Origin of the sequence: Rhodoblastus sp., assembly GCF_052145335.1 — a bacterium.
Classification (GTDB): Bacteria; Pseudomonadota; Alphaproteobacteria; order Rhizobiales; family Beijerinckiaceae; genus Rhodoblastus.
Genome location: NZ_JBKQOU010000125.1, coordinates 1 through 16096, shown reverse-complemented (window position 1 = coordinate 16096; position 16096 = coordinate 1). Strand labels below are relative to the sequence as shown.

Annotated in this window: 20 protein-coding genes, 1 tRNA gene and 1 pseudogene; 9 read left to right on the top strand and 13 right to left on the bottom strand. The window is 64.3% G+C overall.

The features are described 5' to 3' along the window. Both ACLP2E_RS08600 and ACLP2E_RS08595 read right to left on the bottom strand, forming a co-directional pair. Positions 1–293: hypothetical protein (locus ACLP2E_RS08600; protein WP_442465683.1), on the bottom strand; the 293-nt coding region annotated here is incomplete at its 3' end. 118 nt (positions 294–411) lie between these two features. Continuing rightward, positions 412–486 (bottom strand) — tRNA-Val (locus ACLP2E_RS08595). Between the two features lie 188 nt (positions 487–674). On the opposite strand from ACLP2E_RS08595, the gene ACLP2E_RS08590 reads away from it, so the two are divergent. Both ACLP2E_RS08590 and ACLP2E_RS08585 read left to right on the top strand, forming a co-directional pair. Further along, positions 675–1271, top strand: a complete 597-nt coding sequence (locus tag ACLP2E_RS08590; protein WP_442463460.1) for a L,D-transpeptidase — start codon at positions 675–677, stop codon at positions 1269–1271. Between the two features lie 118 nt (positions 1272–1389). Beyond that, on the top strand, positions 1390–3444 hold the full coding sequence (locus ACLP2E_RS08585) for a caspase family protein (protein WP_442465682.1): 2055 nt from the start codon (positions 1390–1392) through the stop codon (positions 3442–3444). Between the two features lie 215 nt (positions 3445–3659). Here the strand turns inward: ACLP2E_RS08585 and ACLP2E_RS08580 are convergent, their stop codons facing one another. The 5 genes from ACLP2E_RS08580 to moaA form a co-directional block, all read right to left on the bottom strand. Continuing rightward, entirely contained in the window at positions 3660–4106 is a 447-nt protein-coding gene (locus ACLP2E_RS08580; RefSeq protein ID WP_442465681.1) for an Mpo1-like protein, read from the bottom strand. A gap of 25 nt (positions 4107–4131) precedes the next feature. After that, on the bottom strand, positions 4132–4938 hold the full coding sequence (locus ACLP2E_RS08575; protein WP_442465680.1) for an HvfC/BufC family peptide modification chaperone: 807 nt from the start codon (positions 4936–4938) through the stop codon (positions 4132–4134). Further along, positions 4935–5786 (bottom strand): MNIO family bufferin maturase, encoded by an 852-nt coding sequence (gene bufB, locus ACLP2E_RS08570; RefSeq protein ID WP_442465679.1) that lies wholly within the window; start codon positions 5784–5786, stop codon positions 4935–4937. The genes ACLP2E_RS08575 and bufB overlap by 4 nt, the downstream gene beginning before the upstream one ends. A gap of 72 nt (positions 5787–5858) precedes the next feature. Then, a complete protein-coding gene (gene bufA2, locus ACLP2E_RS08565; RefSeq protein ID WP_442459768.1) occupies positions 5859–6119 on the bottom strand; it encodes a BufA2 family periplasmic bufferin-type metallophore in 261 nt (86 codons plus the stop codon). Between the two features lie 147 nt (positions 6120–6266). After that, a complete protein-coding gene (gene moaA, locus ACLP2E_RS08560; protein ID WP_442465678.1) occupies positions 6267–7313 on the bottom strand; it encodes a GTP 3',8-cyclase MoaA in 1047 nt (348 codons plus the stop codon). A gap of 130 nt (positions 7314–7443) precedes the next feature. On the opposite strand from moaA, the gene ACLP2E_RS08555 reads away from it, so the two are divergent. The 3 genes and pseudogenes from ACLP2E_RS08555 to ACLP2E_RS08545 form a co-directional block, all read left to right on the top strand. Next, a complete protein-coding gene (locus tag ACLP2E_RS08555; RefSeq protein ID WP_442460975.1) occupies positions 7444–7803 on the top strand; it encodes a gamma-butyrobetaine hydroxylase-like domain-containing protein in 360 nt (119 codons plus the stop codon). 9 nt (positions 7804–7812) lie between these two features. Continuing rightward, positions 7813–8574 (top strand): adenosylcobinamide-GDP ribazoletransferase, encoded by a 762-nt coding sequence (cobS, locus tag ACLP2E_RS08550; protein ID WP_442465677.1) that lies wholly within the window; start codon positions 7813–7815, stop codon positions 8572–8574. Beyond that, positions 8571–8720, top strand: a pseudogene (locus ACLP2E_RS08545) (DUF1289 domain-containing protein); the annotation flags it as partial. The gene cobS and the pseudogene ACLP2E_RS08545, both read left to right, overlap by 4 nt. Before the next feature lie 24 nt (positions 8721–8744). On the opposite strand, the gene ACLP2E_RS08540 reads toward ACLP2E_RS08545, so the two are convergent. Next, entirely contained in the window at positions 8745–8906 is a 162-nt protein-coding gene (locus ACLP2E_RS08540; RefSeq protein WP_442465676.1) for a Flp family type IVb pilin, read from the bottom strand. An 83-nt stretch (positions 8907–8989) separates the two neighbouring features. After that, positions 8990–10018, bottom strand: a complete 1029-nt coding sequence (dusA, locus tag ACLP2E_RS08535; RefSeq protein WP_442465675.1) for a tRNA dihydrouridine(20/20a) synthase DusA — start codon at positions 10016–10018, stop codon at positions 8990–8992. 107 nt (positions 10019–10125) lie between these two features. Here dusA and ACLP2E_RS08530 point away from each other — a divergent pair, with 107 nt between their 5' ends. Further along, complete coding sequence (locus tag ACLP2E_RS08530; RefSeq protein WP_442460971.1) at positions 10126–11055, top strand: hypothetical protein; 930 nt, start codon at positions 10126–10128, stop codon at positions 11053–11055. A 12-nt stretch (positions 11056–11067) separates the two neighbouring features. Here the strand turns inward: ACLP2E_RS08530 and ACLP2E_RS08525 are convergent, their stop codons facing one another. After that, positions 11068–12222, bottom strand: a complete 1155-nt coding sequence (locus ACLP2E_RS08525; RefSeq protein ID WP_442460970.1) for a PA0069 family radical SAM protein — start codon at positions 12220–12222, stop codon at positions 11068–11070. Positions 12223–12371: 149 nt separating this feature from the next. Between ACLP2E_RS08525 and ACLP2E_RS08520 the strand changes: the two genes are divergently transcribed. Then, a complete protein-coding gene (locus tag ACLP2E_RS08520; RefSeq protein ID WP_442465674.1) occupies positions 12372–12899 on the top strand; it encodes a transposase in 528 nt (175 codons plus the stop codon). Positions 12900–12914: 15 nt separating this feature from the next. Next, on the top strand, positions 12915–13346 hold the full coding sequence (locus ACLP2E_RS08515) for a cupin domain-containing protein (protein ID WP_442465673.1): 432 nt from the start codon (positions 12915–12917) through the stop codon (positions 13344–13346). Positions 13347–13359: 13 nt separating this feature from the next. On the opposite strand, the gene ypfJ is transcribed toward ACLP2E_RS08515, so the two are convergent. From ypfJ to ACLP2E_RS08500, 3 genes are all read right to left on the bottom strand, one after another. Then, positions 13360–14241: a KPN_02809 family neutral zinc metallopeptidase gene (gene ypfJ / locus ACLP2E_RS08510; protein WP_442460967.1), complete on the bottom strand. Its 882-nt coding sequence runs from the start codon at positions 14239–14241 to the stop codon at positions 13360–13362. A 69-nt stretch (positions 14242–14310) separates the two neighbouring features. Then, the gene (locus ACLP2E_RS08505; protein ID WP_442460966.1) at positions 14311–14580 is read right to left on the bottom strand and encodes an Imm74 family immunity protein; all 270 of its coding nucleotides are present in this window, start codon (positions 14578–14580) and stop codon (positions 14311–14313) included. 52 nt (positions 14581–14632) lie between these two features. Next, positions 14633–15757, bottom strand: coding sequence for an A/G-specific adenine glycosylase (locus ACLP2E_RS08500; protein WP_442460965.1), 1125 nt, complete (start codon positions 15755–15757; stop codon positions 14633–14635). Positions 15758–15776: 19 nt separating this feature from the next. Here ACLP2E_RS08500 and ACLP2E_RS08495 point away from each other — a divergent pair. After that, the coding region (locus ACLP2E_RS08495) for a DUF721 domain-containing protein (RefSeq protein WP_442465672.1) at positions 15777–16096 on the top strand (320 nt) is incomplete at its 3' end.

The window sequence follows — 16096 nt, the reverse complement described above, 5'->3', positions numbered from 1 at the left end:
CGTGGACCGCCCTTGGCGACGTCGATCCGGATTACGAAAAGGATCTTCACCATCACTATGATTGGCCCGGCCATCGTTGACCGGCCTAAGCGTCTTCTCCCGCTCGCATCGGCGTAGTGCGGCTTGAGACGCTGGCGAACTGTCGCGTTTCGACCTGCAAACAGACGTCGACATGTAACCAGACGGAGGGCGCGCTGCTTCCGGCCCTGGAAAAGATGCGACTTGAATGACGGCTTGCAGCCGATGCCGAACTCCGGCTCGTGGCGCATTGCTGACGACAAACCAAGGTCCAACAGCGGTAGGAGTTTCCCGAAACTCCGCCAACCGTTTCCGCCCGCTTCCCGCTCAGGCGCGCATCATGCGGCCAATGGCGCCAGCACACCTAACACATTGATATTGTACGAAAGATAATGGTGGGCGATATAGGGATCGAACCTATGACCCCACCCGTGTGAAGGGTGTGCTCTCCCGCTGAGCTAATCGCCCGGACGCATGAGCGTCGGACGCCCTCTTTAGGAAAACCGCTCGGCCGCGTCAAGGCGTTCGCGGCCCCGCTCAAACTTTTCGCGCAAAAATGCTTGGCTTCGTCGCTCTTCGTGGCGAAAATGCGCTATGAATTCAGCGGGGCGGCCCAGGCCATGCCGCATCGAAACCGTCGAGTGGGAGCAAGTCGCATGATAGGTCGTTTTTCCTTTGGCGCCGATCTGGCCAAAGTCGTCGCGGTCGTTGGGCTGGCGCTGTGTTCTTCCGCGTTTTCCTGCGCGCCGGCGCAGGCGGATTTCTTCTCCGACCTTTTTGGCGGCGGGCGCGAGGGGCGGCCCCTCTCCGGCCCCATTCCACGCGAGGTCGTGGCCTACCATGGTCCGGAAAAGCCGGGCGCCATCGTCGTCGCGACTTCCGAGCGCCGGCTCTATTATGTGCTCGGGGACGGCCAGGCGCTGAGATACGGCGTCGGCGTCGGACGGTCCGGCTTCGAATGGTCGGGCGCGCATCATGTCTCCGCCAAACGCGAGTGGCCGGACTGGACGCCGCCGTCGCAAATGATCGAGCGCCGTCCCGACCTGCCGCGCCACATGGAGGGCGGAATCGCCAATCCGCTCGGCGCGCGGGCGATCTATATCGGCAGCACCCTTTATCGCATTCACGGATCGAACGAGCCGGAAACCATCGGCCACGCCGTGTCCTCCGGCTGCATCCGCATGACGAATAACGACGTGATCGACCTTTACGACCGGGTGAAGATCGGCGCGCGGGTGGTTGTCCAGCGCTGAAATCCGCATAAGGCCACGTTTCGTTCAGTCACCATTCAGCCGTTTTCCGATGACATGCAGCCCTGCCCTCGCGCTGGCGCTTCGCCGCGTGACGGGAAGAATTTTTGCGGAGAAAAACATGACGCGCAGGGCCAGAATTTTGAAATCGCGGCTCGCCGCCGCCGCGATAGTCGGCGCGCTCATGGCCGGGTTGCCGCAAGCTTCGGGGCAGCCGGCGCCGCAGGGTTCGCCGCGCATCGCCCTGGTGATCGGCGAGGCGGCCTACAAGAACGGCCCGCTCTCCTCCGCCGCCAATGACGCCGGCCTGATCGCCGACACCTTGCAGACCGCCGGTTTCGACGTGACCGGCGCCGCCGATCTCGACCAGGACGGTTTGCGACGCGCCCTGCGCGAATTCGTCGACAAGGCCGCCGCCGCCGGTTCCAATGCGACGGTCTTCATCTATCTGAGCGGCCGCGCCGTGCAATACGAGGGCGAAAATTATCTCGCTCCGGTCGAAGCCGCCATTCCCCGCGCCGCCAATGTACCGCTGGAGGCGGTGCGGCTGAGCGATTATCTGCAGCCTCTGGCGCAAATGCCGCTGAGAGCGCGCATCGTCGTGCTCGACGCCGCGCGGATAAACACCTTTGACCAGGGCGGCGCGCCGCTTGCCGGCGGCCTTGCGCTGGTCGAACCGGACGCGGGCGAGTTAATCGCCTATAACGCCGCGCCGGGTTCGGTGGCGCCCAACGAGACCGGACCTTATGGCGTCTATGCCCAGGCGCTGACCGAAATGCTGCGCGAAGGCGGCCTGCCGCTCGACGAGGCTTTCGCCCGCGCCAGGCTGCGGGTTTCGGAACAGACCCGGGGCGCCCAGGTTCCCTGGGACGAATCGAAACTGGCGCCGGCGCCGGTGCTGTTCGCCCGCGCCCCCGGCGCGCCGCCGCCCGCCGTGGCGCTGGAAACCCAGGCCAATATGCGCGCCCGGCCGATCCGCGATTATCCGGTCGATCAGGCCTATGCCGCCGCGCTGGAGCAGGACACGTTCGCCGCCTATGTCGACTTCCTCAACGCCTACCCCAATTCGGCCTATGCCGAGCGGGTGCGCGTCATGCTCGCCCTGCGCCGAGAGGCGATCACCTGGAGGCGCGCCTGGCTCGCCAATACGCCCAACGCCTATTGGACCTATCTGCAATATTATCCGCGGGGACCACATTCCGAGGACGCGCGCCTCCGCCTCGGCATGCTGAACGCCGAGCTGGCGCCGCCGCCGCATTTCGAAGTCTACGCCCTAGACGTGCCGCCGCCCGTCGAAGCAGAAGCCATCTATTTCAACCGGCCCTATGTCGTGTTCGACGACCCCGCCTGGGGCGCTCCGCCGCCCATGGGATACCTGCTGGCGCCGCGCCCCTTGTTGGTCGAGCGCGCGCCGCCGCCGCCGCCCTATGCCGGATTACTGCCGCTGCCGCTCGTCGCCGCGCCGCTGCTTTTCGCCATTCCCGCTGTCCGACAGGGACTTTTTCACGCGCCGTCCGTGGTCACTACGCAGCAGCCCGGCGCCAATAATTATTACAACGGCCATTACGGCCGACCCCAGAGCACGCCCGGCGTCAATACTTCCGCGCCCGGAGCGCCAGCTGGAGCGCCCTTGCCTCATGCCGCGCAGGGTCAAAACGGAGCGCCTTCCGGCGGAACTCCGCTGCCGCACATTCAGCAGGGCCCGAACGGGGCGCCTGCGGCCGGAGCACCCTTGCCTCATCCCGCAACCGCGCCCGCTGGCGCTCCCTTGCAGCATTTCCAGCAGGGACCGAACGGAACGCCTCCTGCCACGGCGCCCTTGTCGCATCCAGCGATCCCGCCCGGTGGGGCGCCCGCGCCGCATGTTCCGTCTCCCGCAGCGCCCACGCCCCATTCGGTTGCCCCGGCGCGTGTCGAACCGATCCATCCGGCCGCGCCGCCAACCCATGTCCAACCGCCCCACCCGGTCCAAGCGCCCCACCCAGCCCCGACGCCTCATATCGAGCGGCCCCATCCCGCCGCGCCAGAGCCACATTTCCTGACGCCCCACCCCGGGCCTGCGCCGCATCTGCCGCAACCGAAGGCTGAACCGCCGCACGGCGTCGCGCCGCACCTTCCGCCCAATCAGCCGCCGCGGCCCCCTTGCGGCAAACCCGGCCTGCCGCCCTGCCACTGAGCCAAAGCTTTTTTGCTTGAGAGACGCCCGTTGCATCTGCCGCAACGGGCGTTTCCTTTCATACTAAGTCTTTTTAACGCTTGACGCTCGGTGATTACCGTCCCGTAGACGGCTCAAGTCTGCTCTTCGATCCACCGCGCAATGGCCTGGTGTTGTCGGGTGAACGTCCCCGTATGCGAAGCGCTTCTGGGCGCGCGCGACCTCGGGGCAGGCGCTCAGAACGCAATGCGTCCACGCAGGATTTCCCACCACATTACCCAGTCGCCCATCAGGCTATAAATAGGAAATTTGAATGTGGCGGGCCGGTTCTTCTCGAAAAAGAAATGTCCCACCCAGGCGAAGCCGTAGCCGGCGCCAAGCGCGGACAGAAACCACCACGGGACTCCGCCGCTCAGCACGAAGGCGACGAGGCAGAACAACGCGAGCGTCGTGCCAACGAAATGCAATCGGCGGCAAGCGCGGTTAGCATGTTCACCGAGATAGAATTGGTAAAAGTCGGCAAAACAGGCAAAGCCGCCGTTCGGCGAGGACCCGGGCATCGCATCACTTTCTTGAACGCTACGCAATTGAGGACAACAGGCTCCCGGACTGTCTGCCGGCGGGCAAAATTTGCCTCCGACGCAATATTGACGGTCCACGGCGTTTGTTTGTCGCCAGCCCATAGGCTCTCACCTTTGGCGGCCGGCATCAATCGCGCTGCGGCGTAGCCGCGACGATCAATCCGTCGGCGAACCAGCTTCCGAGAAAATTTGCCGCCGCCATGGTCAGGCCTTCCGCCGGCTCCCTGGGCCGCGAAAAAGCCAGCAAGGCGCAGATTTCGCCGAAAGGTTTTTCGCGCAAGGCCTCGCGCAGGGCCAGAGTCTCCAACTCGTCGACCACGCGATACTGGACCTCGAGCCCGTCGCGCCAGACCAGAAGGGAGACTTCCTCATCGCCGCCAGCCGCCGGATCGAAGTCGGCCTGTCCCTCCTGCACGGCCTCGTAACAGCGCAGCGCAGCGAGTGGCGCCTCGATGAGAGCGACAGAGGGGTGAAAGCCGAAGCACAGGCGCGGCCAATCCTCCGGCGGGGTGACGCCCAATATCTCGATCGGCAGAAGGCTTGCGTCTGCAGCATCGAAACTGCGGGCCAGCGCCTCCTCCAGCGCCGCCAGTCCGCAGACGAAACTTTCCTCGGCGTATGGCGGGGTCCGGCGCAGGAACTCCGGCAGGCCGGCGCCAAACCAGCGCGCATTGCGATGGCGCGAGGGATGCGCGGCGACATAGGCTTCGGCTATGGCCGCAAAAGCCTCGTCGCCGAGCGCCTCGCGCAGGACGGGATAATCATGGCTGAGAAATTCCGCCATGCGCAGGCGAAAACCGTCATGGTAGACGGCGAAAACTTGCTCGATCTTTTCTGCCCGAGTTGGCGGGTTCAACCGCGCCAGGAATTTTGCTTCCGGCGTCTCGCCAAGGACGTTGGCCTGAAACAGGGCCTGGATTTGCGCGAGTTTCATGCCGGCTCCCGCTGACGGCTTTCGGCTTTTTCCGGCGTCGCGCTGATCTCGCGCATATGCTGGAGTTCCGCCAGCAGGTCTTCAAAAGGCGGAAAAAGGTCGTCGCGCTCGATCATCGACGGGACTGGCCCGAAATTTTCACGAACATGGGCGAAAAGCGACCAGACCTCGTCGCAGACCGGGTGGTCGTGGGTGTCGATCTTGTGGGTCTCGAGAGAAGTATGGCCGGCGACGTGAATCTGCGCCACGCGGTCTTTCGGGATCGGGTCGAGCCAGGCTTTGGCGTCGAAACCGTGATTGAAGCCGCAGACGAAGGCATTATTGACGTCGAGCAGCAGCAGGCAATCGGCGCGAGCGGCAAGCTCGGCCAGAAATTCCGGCTCGCTCATATCGGCGCCGGCGAATTCGACATAGGTGGAGGGATTTTCCAGCGCGATGCGGCGGCCGAGAAAATCCTGCACCCTCGCAACACGTTCAACGCAATGGTCGAGAGCCTCCCGCGTATAGGGCACGGGAAGCAGATCGTGGAGATTGATCCCGTGGACGCCGGTCCAAGCGAGATGGTCGGAAACCAGTTCGGGTTCTACCCGCGCGGCGAGGTTTTTCAGCCCGCGCAGATAATCGAAATCGAGCGGATCGGTCGAGGCGATAGACAGCGACACGCCGTGCATGCGCATGGGATAATCGGCGCGTATGCGGTCGAGCGTCGCCAGCGGGCGTCCGCCCGGAACCATGTAGTTTTCGGAAATGATCTCGAACCAGTCCACCGGCTGCTGGTTTTCCAGAATTTCCGGATAATAGACCGTCCGCAATCCAAGTCCGAAACCCTGCGCTTTGCCAAGACCCATGGAACGGCTCCAAATTGAATCATTGTCCCCTTCCCGGGCAAAAAGCGGGAAGGGGAAATTCTCGCGGAGAGATCAGCCTTCAACCTTGCCGCCGGCCTTGGTGCAGGCCGAGACGGACTTCTTCGGCAGCCAGCCCATGCCCTTGCAGGAATTCTGGCCCTTGCAGGCGTTGCTGGCGGACTTGCAGGCGCTGGTGCCCTTGCAGGAGTTGATGCCGGTGCAATGCACGGGGGCATGCTTGGCTTGAGCGGAAGTGGTCAGGCCGGCGCCGGAAACGGCGAGGGCGATGGCGGCCGCGGCGAGGCTGGCGCCGGAAATGATCTTCATCTGCATGGTCAAACTCCCTGATTGCAGCGCTCTTCAACAAGAGCGTTGAACAGGCCATTGCGGCCTGCAAGGAGACATACGGGGCCGGTCGCCAAAGGTTACAGCAAGGCTGAAAAATTTTTCGTCGCGCGGTCATGCTCAGGGAAAAAAGGTCTAGCCGCCCGTCATGCTCATCGGGCGGCGAGCCGGCGCCATCTGGCCCGCCCATTGCGCGACGAAATCATGGCCGCGCGGCTTGCGGCGCATCGCCTCGTCGAGGGCCGCGTGCAAGAGTTCGTCGCTCGGCGAGGCGCGCAGCGGCCCGCGCAGGTCCGCCTTGTCTTCCTGGCCGAGGCACATGAAGAGCGTCCCCGTGCAAGTGACGCGCACGCGATTGCAGGTCTCGCAGAAATTATGGCTAAGGGGCGTGATGAAGCCGACGCGCCCGCCCGTCTCGGCGACATCGAAATAGCGCGCGGGGCCGCCGCTGGCGAAAGCAGAGGGCGTCAGCGTCAGCTTGCGCGAAAGCTCCGCGGCGACATCGTCCAACGGCAGATAGGACTCGATATTATGGGCGGCGTCCTCGCCGAGCGGCATGGCCTCGATGAAGGAAATATCCATGCCGCCCCCGTGCGCCCATTCGGTCAGGGGCAGGAATTCGCCTTCATTTCCGCCTTTCAGGGCGACGCAATTGAGCTTCACCTTCAACCCGGCGGCCAGCGCCGCGTCGATGCCCGCGAGCACCTGCGCGTGGTCGCCCCAGCGGGTGATGGCGCGGAATTTTTCCGGATCGAGCGTGTCCAGCGAGACATTGACCCTTTGCACGCCGCAGTCGGCCAACTCCAGAGCGTAACGCGCGAGTTGCGAGCCGTTGGTGGTAAAGGTCAGCTCACGAAGGCCGGCGCCCAGATGGCGCGACAGGCCGCGAAACAGCTGCATGACATTGCGCCGCACCAAAGGCTCGCCGCCGGTCAGCCTGATCTTGCCGACGCCGCGCAAAACGAACGCAGTGCAGAGGCGCTCCAGCTCCTCAAGGGTCAGGAGATCCGCCTTGGGCAGAAATTGCATGTTTTCCGACATGCAGTAGACGCAGCGAAAATCGCAGCGGTCGGTCACGGAAACGCGGACGTAGTCGATCCGTCGATGAAAATTATCGACCAGCGGCGCTTGCGCGGAAAAAGTCGCGGCGGGCGGCTGGTTTTCTGGATTGTTCAGGCGCATAGGACTTATATAGGCCAATTCACGGGCGCGAAAAGTATATCGCGCAAAGAGAAGTGTCTTTTGGCCTTGCCGGTGCTTTTTTTGCCGAAAAAGCGCGGGAAAGCCAAGACCGAAAGGTTCGGAGGATCAGGTGGCTGCGGAAGAACATTGGCCGACGGCGATCCGGCTTGCCGACCAGGGTCGCACCCTGGGCATCGATTTCGAAAGCGGAGAATCCTTCGCTCTGCCGGCGGAATTTTTGCGCGTCAGCAGCCCCAGCGCGGAAGTGCAGGGCCATGCGGCGAGTCAGAGGGTCACCGTTGCAGGCAAGAAAAACGTCGCCATCGCCAAGGCCGAGCCGGTCGGCAGCTACGCGGTGCGGCTGGTGTTCGATGACGGCCACGACAGCGGCTTTTTCACCTGGGAATACCTGTTCGATCTTGGCAGCCGGCGGCCGGAGCTCTGGCAAGCCTATCTCGACGAGTTGGCCGCCAAGAACCTGCATCGCTGAGCAGCCCACATGAATTGGCGCCACGACCTCCTCGCCTGTCTCGGCTTTTTTTCACGCCTGCCGCTGCCTGAAACACCAGCGGATGCGAACTTTCCTCGCGCGTTGCGTCTCGCCCCCGTGGCGGGCGCCCTGCTCGGCCTGGCTTCGGCCCTGCCCTTTCTGCTGGCGCTCAATTGGGGCGAGCCGCCGCTGGTCGCCGCCCTGCTCGCCTTGGCGGCGGGCGCGCTTTTGTCCGGCGGCCTGCACGAGGATGGGCTGGCCGATGTCGCCGATGGTTTCGGCGGCGGTTTTTCGCGTGAGAAAAAGCTCGAAATCATGCGCGACAGCCGCATCGGCGCTTTCGGCGCGACGGCTCTTTTCCTGAGCCTTGGCTTGCGCGCCGCCGCCCTCGCCGCGCTGGCCACCGTGCCGGGCCGCGCCGCGCCGGTGATCGTGGCGGCGGGCGCCGTCTCGCGCCTCGCCTGCCTCACGCCGCTGCTTTTCCTGCCGCCGGCGCGCTCAGACGGCTCGGGCCGCACGGCGGCCGCCCTGACGCCGGAAGAGGCGCGGCCGGCTTTCGCCTGGGCGCTGGGCTTCGCCATATTGCCGTGGTTCGGCGGTTTTTCGCTCGCCGCCTGCCTCGGCGCGCTGGCGCTGGCGGGCGTCGCCGTCTGGGGCCTTTGCGCCCTGGCCCGAGCGCAGATCGGCGGCCAGACCGGCGACGTCGCCGGCGCGGCGCAGCAACTGGCCGAAATTTCGGTGCTGCTGGTTTTCGCGGGAGCGACGGCATGAACGCGGAAAAGCCGATTACGCCCTGCATAAACCTGTGCCGGCTTGACCAATTTTCCGGCCTCTGCGTCGGCTGCGGCCGCACAAGGGCGGAAATCGCCGGCTGGAAGAAAATGACCGAACCGGAAAAGCTCGCGATCATGCGGATGCTGGCGGAGCGTCCCGGTTTTGCTTCAGTTCAGCGCGCTGCTGATCGAGGGGAACTTGTTGGCGATCTGGGTGCCGATCGACGTGAAAGCGGCGATCAGCCCGACTGAGATGAAGCCGCCGATCAAGGCGTATTCAAACGCTGTCGCTCCGCCTCGATCCCTCCAGAACAGCCGGAATAGCCGCATCGATCATTCTCCTGCCGACAAGTGGCGAGAGCTTGTCACAAGCTGTGCAAACGCCGGCTTAGCGTCCGCCCGCTTGTTTCGCCTTACGTAGGTAGGCAATCGTCCCGTTGTGCGACAGGCGCCCGATCCACCAGCATCAGCGCCTCCTCGACGGTGCGGGCGTCGGCGCCGGGTCGGACCGCGTAAGTCGCAAGATGACGGCGGAAGGCGCGGGCGCCGGGGCGACCGGCAAAAAGCCCGAGCATGTGACGGGTCATGTCGGCCAACCGCACGCCCTGCGACATTTTCCGCTCGATATAGGACAGGAAAGCCAGCGTCGCGGCGCGCGAACTCTCAAAGGGCGCGGGCTCGCCGAAGATTTGCGGATCGACCTCCTGCAGCATCGACATATTGTGATAGGCGGCGCGCCCGACCATCACGCCATCGACATGGGCGAGCTGTTCCCGCGCGCTATCGAGCGTATCGACGCCGCCGTTGATGGCGATCGGCAAAGTAGGGAATTCGCGTTTCAGCTCATGCACCAGCGGATAATCGAGGGGAGGAATGTCGCGGTTTTCCTTGGGCGACAGGCCCTTGAGCCAGGCCTTGCGCGCATGGACGACCATCGCGTCGGCGCCGGCGGCGACACTGGCGTGAACCAGCGCGAACAAAGCCTCGCGCGGCTCCTGTTCATCGACGCCGATGCGGCATTTGACCGTCACCGGCAAATCGACCGCCTCCTTCATCGCGCCGACACATTGGGCCACCAGCAATGGCTCTCGCATCAGACAGGCGCCAAAAGCGCCGTTCTGCACGCGGTCCGAGGGGCAGCCGACATTGAGATTGATTTCGGCATAGGAATATTCGGCGCAAATCCGCGCGGCGCGCGCCAGGTCCGCCGGATCGGAGCCGCCGAGCTGGACGGCGAGCGGATGTTCGCTGGCCTCATGGCCGAGCAGGCGTTCGCGGTCGCCGTGGATGATCGCCGCGGTGGTCACCATTTCCGTGTAAAGCCGGGCCCGGCGCGAATGCAGCCGCGCCAGCGCGCGATAATGGCGGTCGGTCCATTCCATCATCGGCGCGACGCAAAAGCGCAGATCGTCAGGCTGGATCAAAGGCGACGTCAAAACCAAGCTTTCTTCTGTTCCGGTGGGTCCGCAAAGGCGCCCGGCGCTCATGCCTTAATGAAGCCTTTACCTTGTTGCAACAAAGCTGTTCCCTTGGAGAGGCGTTCGAACCTATGAGCTATCTTTATCCGCCGCCCGGCGATGCGCCGGTCGTCGTCATGAAGGACGTCGGCGGCTATGTCGACCAATATGGCGCCCAGACGGCGCGCTATCTCGCAAGCAATCGCGAAGTGCAGTTGCACGAATGCCGCTCTGCCTGCACATTGGCGCTGAGCCTGCCCAATGTCTGCGTCTATCCTTCCAGCATTCTGAAATTCCACAAGGCCTATAATCCGATTACCAGGAACGCCAATGAGGCAGTCTCCGATTCGATGATGGCGGTCTATCCGGCCGCCGTCCGGCAGCGTCTTGGCGTATTGACCCGGCAATACAAGATTCTGACCGGATCGGAACTGATCCGGCTCGGCATTCGCGATTGCAACGCGCCGCGCGAGCCGCGCATCATGATCGCCCGCGCCAAAGCCAAGGAAAATCCGCCCCAAAACCCGGTCTCCAACGCCTTCGCCGGCCTGGTCGCCGCTTTGGCGCCGCAAACGCCCTCGGGCTCCGGGGCGCCGGTGAAGATCCAGCCCGTGACGATCCAACCCGTCAAGGTCCAGACCGCCCAGGCGGCTCCAGCGGTTCCGCTGCCTCCGCAGCGGGCGGAGGACGACCCAGCGAAAATGGTCGCGGCGACGCCGGCCAAGCCCGCAACGGCGATTGCAGAGACCACAGCCGCACCCACGGAGTCTCCTGTTGCGCCAACGTCCGAGAACCCGACGCCGCCGCCGCGTCCGGCCGACCTCGCGACGGGGAGTGCGCCGATTGCCCAAATAGCGGAACCCGTCCTGGCTCCGCCCGCGCCCGAACCGCGCCCCAATCCGCTCGCCGCAGCGGCGCCAACAACGCCTTTCTCCCATTGGGGTCGGCGGATCAAGGGCTCGGCGCCCATTCTCGTCACCGCTCGCTTTTCGCCGTTCCCCTATCGCATCGCCAGCCGCTGAGTTTGCTGGCCTTCAAAACAGGCTCAATTGAACGCCGCCGCCGGCCGGGCGGGCGAACAGGTCGGTGCGCAGCTTCGTCTTCTGCTTGCCGAACCCTATTTTTTCGCAGGCCAATTCGAAACGCCGCCCGATCATCCAGGCATAGGGGCCGGTTCCGGTCATGCGCTTGCCCCAGGACGCATCATAGATCTTGCCTTCGCGGGTGGAGCGCAACAGCGCCATCACCTTGCGATACTTGTCGGGGAAATTTTCCAGCAGCCAATTGAAGAAAATATCCTGCGTCTCCAGTGGCAGGCGCAGCAGGATATAGAAGGCCTCACTGGCGCCGAGCGCATGGGCGCGGGTTAGAATGGTCTCGATCTCATGGTCGTTGACGCCGGGAATGACCGGCGCGACCATGACCGCCGCCGGGACGCCAGCAGCATTGAGCTTTTCGATCGCCTCGAGACGGCGTTGCGGCGTCGAGGCGCGCGGCTCCATCGCCCGCGCCAGTTGCCGGTCGAGCGTCGTCACCGATAAAGCTACTTTCGCCAGGCCCTTCGCCGCCATCGACCCCAAAATATCGAGATCGCGCAGCACCAAAGCCGATTTGGTGACGATGGCGACCGGGTGGTTGGCTTCGGCCAGCACTTCCAGAATCGAGCGCATCACGCCATGCTCGCGCTCGATCGGCTGATAGGGATCGGTATTGGTCCCGATGGCGATGGTCTTCGGCTGGTAATTGGGCGAGGAAAATTCGCGGCGCAGGACTTCCGCCGCATTGTCCTTGACGAACAGACGGCTCTCGAAATCCAGCCCCGGCGACAGGCCAAGATAGGCATGGGTGGGACGTGCGAAACAATAGACGCAACCGTGCTCGCAGCCGCGATAGGGATTGATCGAACGGTCGAAGGCGATGTCGGGCGAATCGTTCCGGGTGATGATTTTCTTCGGCTTTTCATGCGCAACATGGGTGACGAAAGGCGGCAATTGCTCCAGAGAGCCCCAGCCGTCGTCGAGATCGACCCGCGCCAAGGGCTCGTAGCGGCCGCTGGCGTTGGCGCTGGCCGCGCGTCCGCGCCGTCGCGCCGGCGCGACTTTTTCGTCGCCCGCAGACGGGGCGGGCGCAGATCCGGAGGCAAGAGCAGAAGCAAGACCAGAAGAAAGAGCGGAAACAGCCGGTATCATCGCCGCCTCACAGGAACAAATAACGTACACAGAACAAATAGCGAACATTAACCCTTTGTCAAGCCTCTTTGCGGCGGGGCGAGAAAAAGCTAAGAGCGTCGGACCCTGGCGCTTCCGGGAGTCGGATCTCGAGGAACTCAAGCGGACCCATGATTTCGGCCATCGTCCTTTCGCCGTCGCTACGCGCCGGCCAGACTGTCGACCGCGCTTCGGAAGCCGTGGCGCGCAGTCTCGGCGCGCTCGTGCGCGCGGCGGTGGACGGCGTTTTGCGCGACGTGGCGATTATCGGACCCGCCAGCGACCATCTTGCTGCGCTCGCCGATCACGCCGGCTGCGCCTTCGTCGAGGCTGCGTCGGCTCAGACCGGCCTGGCCCTTGCCGTCGGGCGGATGCGATCGGAAATCGTCTTCGTGCTCGAAGGCGGCTATGCGCCATCGAGCGGCTTCACCGAGGAGGCCGGCGATCTACTGCTGCAACCGGGCGATTTTCGCGGCGCATTGCTTCGGCTTGCGCCCGACGCCTTGCTGACCCGCCTCGCTCCGGGACTGGCGCGGCCAGTCGGCGCCCTCGTCCCCCGCAAGGCGCTGACGGACGCGGCGGCGCGTGATCTCGCCGACCTGATCCGCCGCCTGAACATCCGCCGGGCGCTGAATGTCCGGGCGCAAAAAATCATCTGATTCCGGAGCCGCTAGATGATCGACTTTCGCGACGCCTCTCTCCCCGCCGAGGCGGTGCGCAAGAAGCTCGACTTGCAACCCCACCCAGAGGGCGGACATTTTCGTGAAATCTGGCGCGACCTTCCCCCCGGTGGAGGTCGTGGCGCGGCGAGCACAATTCTGTTTTTGCTTGCGGAAGGCGAATTTTCGCGCTGGCACAGGGTCGACGCGGCGGAAATCTGGCTCTGGCATGCCGGAGCGCCCCTGCATCTTGGTGTCGGTCACCAATCCGTCCGGCTTGGCCCCAATCCCAACGCCGGCGAAATTCTGCAGGCGGTCGTCCCAGTCGGCGGCTGGCAGGAGGCCAAAAGCCTCGGCGCCTGGAGCCTGGTCGGCTGCGTCGTCGCCCCGGCTTTCGAGTTTGCGGGTTTCGAACTGGCGCCGCCGGGGTGGGCGCCGCCAAGCTGACGGCAGCCGCCCATTATTGCGAAAAAGTATTGCAGGACGAGATCTTGCCGGATTGCAAGCCGCGCTCCAGCCATTGCACGCGCTGCGCCGAGGAGCCGTGGGTAAAGGAATCCGGCACGGCGTAGCCGCGCCCCGCCTTTTGCAGCCGGTCGTCGCCGATCGACTGCGCCGTGTTGATGGCCTTTTCGACGTCGCCCTCCTCGATGACTTGCCATTTCTCGTTGGCGTTGGCCGCCCACACGCCGGCGAGGCAATCGGCCTGCAATTCGACCCGCACCGAAATAGCATTGGCCTGGGCCTTGGAGCTGGCGTTTTGCTGCGCCGCCTGGGCCTTGGGAAGAATGCCGAGCAAATTCTGGATGTGATGGCCCATTTCGTGAGAGATCACATAGGCATAGGCGAAATCGCCGCCGCCGCCGAATTTGTTCTTCATATCGTTGAAGAACGAGGTGTCGAGATAGATCTTCCGGTCTTCCGGGCAGTAGAACGGACCCATCGCCGATTGCGCCGCGCCACAGGCTGAACGGGTCTGGCCGTTGAACAGCACCACCGGCGCGGGAACGAAGCGCACATTGGCCTGGGCCGGCAGCACATCTTTCCACACATCTTCATTTTCGGCGAGAACGGCGGAGACGAAATGGCCCATCTGGTCCTTCGGCGCGCCCATCGGCTTCGACGGCGCCGCCTGCTGCTGGCGGCCGGAAGTCACCTGGCTGACCATTTCCGCGCCGCCGATCAGCAGGCGGGGATCAATGCCGAAAGCATAGCCGATCAGCCCGAGGATAACCATCGCGCCAAGTCCGAGATGACCGGAAGAACCTCCGGCGCTGGCGTATTGGGTGTCGCCACGACGATCCTCGACATTATCGGATTGGCGAAAATCTTCCCATTTCATTGCTTGCGTCTCCCGCTGGTCGCGCCCAAGTTCTAGCAGTTCGGATTGGCTTTGGGGAGGGTTCGCGCCTCAGTCATAAGCCACGCTGAGGCCGAGCCGGTCGAAGGCGTCGTCGATTGCTTCCAGGATTTTCTGCAGTTCGGTCATGGCGATCTCGGTCTCGTCGTTGGGCGGGTCCCAGCATACCAGTTCGTCGAGACTGACGGTGAAATCCGCCGCATCTTCGGCGTTGGTCGGCGCCGACGCCGGCAGGATGGTTCGGGTGCGTCCGCGCCAGACGATGCGGATAGCGCCTTCAGTCAGCTCCACCTCCGGCTTGTCGCCGCGTTTCTTGCTCATGCGCCTGCTCCGGGATGCGGCGGTCCGGCTCCTGGCGTCCGCCGCAGCCGTATCATGAACTGTTCCGCGCGCCTGACAAGTCCGAAGCGGCGAGATGGGCCCGCGCGCATTCCTCCACCTTTCGCATGACGCTCGGCAGAGCGGCGACCCGCATCTCGAACTCGTTGAGCCAACGATATTCGGACGGCGTCGGCGACTTTTGCGGCGAGGAACCGACGAACACCGTCAATTTCAGCGCGAAATGCGTGAAAATATGGTCGATATCCCCGGCGTGACGCCAGTTTTCGCCGGCCTTCGGCGCGGCCAGCGCCCCCTTGCTCCACTGGCGCAAGGCCCAGTCTGGCGCCCGCTCGGCTCGCCAGTCGGTCCCGCAAAATTCGACCATGCCGCCGAGCAGGCCGCGCGGCGGCCGGGTCCGGGTCAGCACGGCGCCGTCTTCGCGACGCAGGTAAAACACCGCGCCGCGCCGCAAGGGACGCGGCTTTTTGGCCGCCTTGCGCGGAAAATCCTCCGGCCGGCCGGTCGCGTAACCGGCGCAATCGTCCCGCAGCCGACAATTCGCGCAATCGGGATTGCGCGGGGTGCACAGGGTCGCGCCGAAATCCATCCCGGCTTGCGCGAAATCGCCGGCGCGATGTTGCGGCGTCAGGCTTTCGACGAAAGCGAAGATCTCCTTCTTGCCGGCGGGCAACGGCGTTTCCAGAGCCATCAAGCGGGCGGCGAAGCGTTCGATATTGCCATCGACGACGATAGCGCGCCGACCAAAGGCGATGGCGACAATGGCCGCCGCCGTATAGGGGCCGATTCCGGGCAAGCCGCGCAAATCCGCCTCCTCGGCGGGAAAGACGCCGCCAAACTCCGCGACGACTTTTTTCGCGCAGGCGTGGAGGTTTCGCGCCCGCGAGTAATAGCCTAGCCCCGCCCAGGCCTGCATCACATTCTCGACCGGCGCAGCAGCCAGGTCCTCCACCCTTGGCCACAAGCCCAAAAACTTGCGGTAATAGGCGGCGACCGTGGCGACGCCGGTCTGCTGCAGCATGATTTCCGACAGCCAGACGGCGTAAACGTCGGGTTTTTTGCCCTGCGCCGCGCGCCACGGCAGATCGCGCCGGCAGGCGTCGTACCAGGCCAGCAGTTTTAGCGCGCGTAAATCGACTTGCTCCTTGCTTTTGCGCATGACCCCACCAAAATGGCGCATGGCGCCGAGAAAATATTCAAAACCAGTCCCGCTTGCCGATTTCGTTGGCGGCGCGGTCGATCCTTTGCTGGCGAAGCAAGGCTTCGGCCAGTCGAGCCTTATTCTGCACTGGGACGACATCGTCGGCGCGCGTCTCGCCGCCTGCAGCGAGCCGATCAAATTGCAATGGCCGTCGCGCTCCGTCCAGCGCCTTCCCGAATCCTCCGTAGAGCCCGCAACCCTCGTGCTGCGCGTCTCCGGCGGCATGGCCATCGAAATCCAGCATATGGCGCCGCAATTGATCGAGCGGGTCAACGCCCATCTCGGCTGGCGGGCGGT